Genomic DNA, 3,377 nt, shown 5'->3' with positions numbered 1-3,377 from the left:
TGGATAACCATGGCGTTATGCTTCCTCCAGGTTTTGCGTGAGCCAGTCGTTCAATATCTGGCGGGTTCGGAACAAAGGATAGCTCCTTTTTGGAATATAATCACATGGTACCCGACATCTACAGACATGAAAAAGCGATTGTAGATCCATGGAGGCAGGCTTGTACTCATCTTAGGGGTGAGTAGTTACTCTGAGGGCTTATAACCACGATTGCTCTTGGGTTGAGGAAAGTACGCATCAATGCGTTCCGCAAGCCTCAAGGTCTCCATCAAGTGAGCAATGGACAATAACCCTGCGCGGGAAGTCAGCAAATCGTTTGTGGTATCGAGTTTGTAGGTTAGAATAGTCATAAGCCTTGAGCTGTTGCACCCATTGGGTGATGGTCTGTTTTGTCACTAACCATTATACAGCCAAGGCTTTTTCCGTCTTAGCGCTTTCTATCCGGGGATTGGGGCCGATACCAACGGTTGTCACGTGTTGAGCTATGATGATTTGAGTGCCGACGGGTGGGTGAGTGACGAGGATGACGAGCAGGACGGTCCTTTGCCTGAGTTGCAGAAGGATCTGTTCAAGGAAGGTTTGTCTACCGCCATTTCCAGTCTTCCGGAAAGGGAACAGATGGTGCTCTCGCTGTATTACGACAACGAATTCAACCTGCGTGAGATCGGCGAAGTGCTGGGGGTCAGTGAAGCCAGAATCTGCCAGATACATGCACAGGCGCTCACCAGGCTGCGCTCCAAAATGAGCGACTGGGTGGGCGATGAAGATGACTGAACACAGCGATAGGGCTGGCGGTAGAAGTTTGTGGCGAATTCGCGCATAAATCCTTTGCTGCCGGTATGGCCAGTCGCAACCATACTTCCAACGGGCAAGGATGTCCGGCGAAAGCGGGCTGCCAGTCCGGATAAGGAAAAAGCTGCTTCCGATCTCAAAAAGAAAAAGAACGGACGCAAGCGTATTGATTTGTATGCCTGATTCAGGGAGTTGATGCATGTCTATATCGACAAACACAAAACGCGCTACCGGTGGTGAAGACAGGCCGGCAAAGGCGAACAGCGCTCTGCCTGATACTGAAGAGGATCTGTCCCGGTCTTCCCCGCAGTCCCTGGATATCTCGGGTGAGAGCGTCGATTTCAACTCCATCCTGAGCGCAATATCCGGCAATTCCGAACAAAGTGTCCCGGGTGAAAAGGAAACGGACAATCCTCCCGGCCACAAGAATCTCAACATCAGCAGTGTCATCGCTGAAATCCAGGATGAAGGCCCCGCCGGAAAACGGCCTGAATCCGGGCGCATGAAGGATCCGGCTGCACAGCGCGAAACGTCCGGGCAGGATCATGACCCCGATCAGCAGGCGGCAAGCACCGTTGTACAGGAGCAGGAAGATAAGCCTGTATCAGCACAAACCCCGGCAGCTCAAAAATCTGCTGAAAATGCCTTTCAACCGTCTCAGCCTCCCTCCGTATCCTGGCAAAAGATACTGGAGCGGTTGCTGCTTGCCGTGTTGATGGTAACGCTCGTGGCGGTGGGTTATCTCCTGCATCGGAACGAGAATGCTACCGAAACGCTGCGGGCAGAAACTGCCCGGCTGGCTGCGGAGCAGCAGAGTCTGAAAGGAGAGATACGGGCATTGCGGAAACAGTATCAGCAAAAGCAGCCGGTGCCACCGCCGAAGCAGGCAGAGCAGCAGCCGGCGACACCGCCACCGTCAGCAGACAAGCGTCAGCATCCTGACGCCTGGCTTCCTGCAGGATTTCATGTCTCCCAGCGGCCTTTGGCTGTGATGATTGCAGGTGTCACCGCAAGCGTGACAAAAAAAGCGCCCACTGAAAATGTATCCGCCAGGGACAGGCAGCGCCAGGAAGCACCAAAACCACAGCCTGTACCAAAGGCGGGGAGGGCCGGGCAATGGACGGTGCACCTGGCTTCCTCGAGCAACCGCAAGAAGGCAGAGAAGCTGCTGGCTGTTTATGCCAGGAAAGCACCCGATGCCGTGATACGTGCGGCGACGGTCAAAGGGAGAAAGCTCTATCGGGTGAGTGTCCCCGGTTTTGAAAGAAAGTCCGAAGCACTCGACTACAAAAAGAGTATCAGCCATGAATTGGGCCTGAAAGGTGTGTGGATTGAGCGCAACAAATCCTCCCGTAAATCCCCTGCGAAGCATTGAGGAAATACTGCACAGAGCACAGTTTCCGTAAGCTAGTGGCGGACTACAGGTAGTTTCACAGGTTTATAGCATAACAGTATGATACAGCGCGTATAATCAGAAGCAGTGTTTTCGTTTTTTCATGCTGAAAAGCTTGGGAAGATTCTTTCAGATGTAACCTGAACTGCTCAACGAAAGCACTCCTGTCGTCTGCAAATTTGCGTTGTCAGATGGCGGCAGTGCGTGCCGCCAGCAGCCACGGCGCTCCGATCTTGCGCCCCATATCTATATGCGGATATTGCCAACCGGTTCACGGAATGTAGTTAAAGATAACATCCTTCCGGCCGACCATTGTAGTCAAGCAAACTCAATGGAGAAGCCGGCGTGCAAAGACTACCAACAAACCGTTCAGGTGACCTAGATCGAACAATCGCAGGCGCCGTTTTTGCATGTACTCTCATCTTGTTTGCTGTCGGAGGCTGTGCTTCCAAAATGCCGGCAAACGACTGGACAGCCATTGCACAGAAGCATTATCCCGGTATCACCAACATTCACCAGGAAGTGAATGTCATCGAAGGGATCGTCGACGGAGATAAAATAACGGGCTATGTGGATATCAATGAAGAATGGGTGGAACTGCAGCGGCGGCCACTCAGGCCGGTAGATGCAGCGGAAGCCGGACAGATAGCCGATGTAATGACCACCGGAGTAGGCCTTTCACAGGGATTTGCCGAAGCGAACCAATTGGGTTTGGGTATTCTCCCCCTGAAATTTGCGCTCAACTATTACGCGGAGCAACAGGGCTTGCGTGAATGTGGAAATATCAAGACCTTCCTTTCAGCGGCAGGCTGGGGAGCCAGTGCAGCCAATATCGTCACCATGACCGCAGGCACCTTCACCGGTGGCAGCGCCGTGGCCGGTTTGCTCGTGGGAGGGTTGGCGTGGAACTATTTCCCGGGTACGGAGGGTTGTGAAGGTTGGCTGGGGCAACCTGTCGAGATGACCAAAATCTAGAATCACTTGCGCCGGGGAAGGGCGTCAATGCAAAGTCCGCATAGCAGTAAGGCCTACAAGGTGCTGAAAAAAATCTTTTCAACACCTTGTATCCTTCATCTGAAGTTTCCCAGAAATTATTCAAGCCACCATGCGCAGCAGCACAGTGACCAGAGAATTTCCGGGGGGATTGCCGGGTTTGGGGCAAACCCTGGCAAAATTCTCATCCAAAGCCGCT

Annotated in this window: 4 protein-coding genes; all 4 read left to right on the top strand. The window is 52.9% G+C overall.

All coding sequences use genetic code 11. The features are described from left to right. The first annotated feature begins 477 nt into the window (after nucleotides 1-477). The 4 genes from ACOCD2_RS14785 to ACOCD2_RS14770 all read left to right on the top strand — a co-directional run bounded on the left by ACOCD2_RS14785 (nucleotide 478) and on the right by ACOCD2_RS14770 (nucleotide 3,160). Nucleotides 478-774: a sigma-70 family RNA polymerase sigma factor gene (locus ACOCD2_RS14785; protein WP_293649358.1), complete on the top strand. Its 297-nt coding sequence runs from the start codon at nucleotides 478-480 to the stop codon at nucleotides 772-774. Nucleotides 775-804: 30 nt separating this feature from the next. Further along, nucleotides 805-975, top strand: coding sequence for a hypothetical protein (locus ACOCD2_RS14780; protein ID WP_293652828.1), 171 nt, complete (start codon nucleotides 805-807; stop codon nucleotides 973-975). A gap of 16 nt (nucleotides 976-991) precedes the next feature. Further along, entirely contained in the window at nucleotides 992-2,167 is a 1,176-nt protein-coding gene (locus ACOCD2_RS14775) for an SPOR domain-containing protein (RefSeq protein ID WP_293649356.1), read from the top strand. A 471-nt stretch (nucleotides 2,168-2,638) separates the two neighbouring features. Next, nucleotides 2,639-3,160, top strand: a complete 522-nt coding sequence (locus tag ACOCD2_RS14770; protein WP_293649354.1) for a hypothetical protein — start codon at nucleotides 2,639-2,641, stop codon at nucleotides 3,158-3,160. Nucleotides 3,161-3,377: the final 217 nt, after the last annotated feature.

It is taken from the genome of Thiolapillus sp., assembly GCF_048562965.1.
GTDB classification, from domain to species: Bacteria; Pseudomonadota; Gammaproteobacteria; order Chromatiales; family Chromatiaceae; genus Thiolapillus; species Thiolapillus brandeum_A.
Note: the sequence above shows the minus strand (reverse complement) of the source record. Positions and strands in the feature narration are given on the sequence as shown.

Excerpts from the sequence above, each read along its gene's own strand:
- ACOCD2_RS14770 (WP_293649354.1), top strand. The coding sequence starts at position 2,639 with ATGCCGGCAAACGACTGGACAGCCATTGCACAGAAGCATTATCCCGGT.
- ACOCD2_RS14775 (WP_293649356.1), top strand. The coding sequence starts at position 992 with ATGTCTATATCGACAAACACAAAACGCGCTACCGGTGGTGAAGACAGG.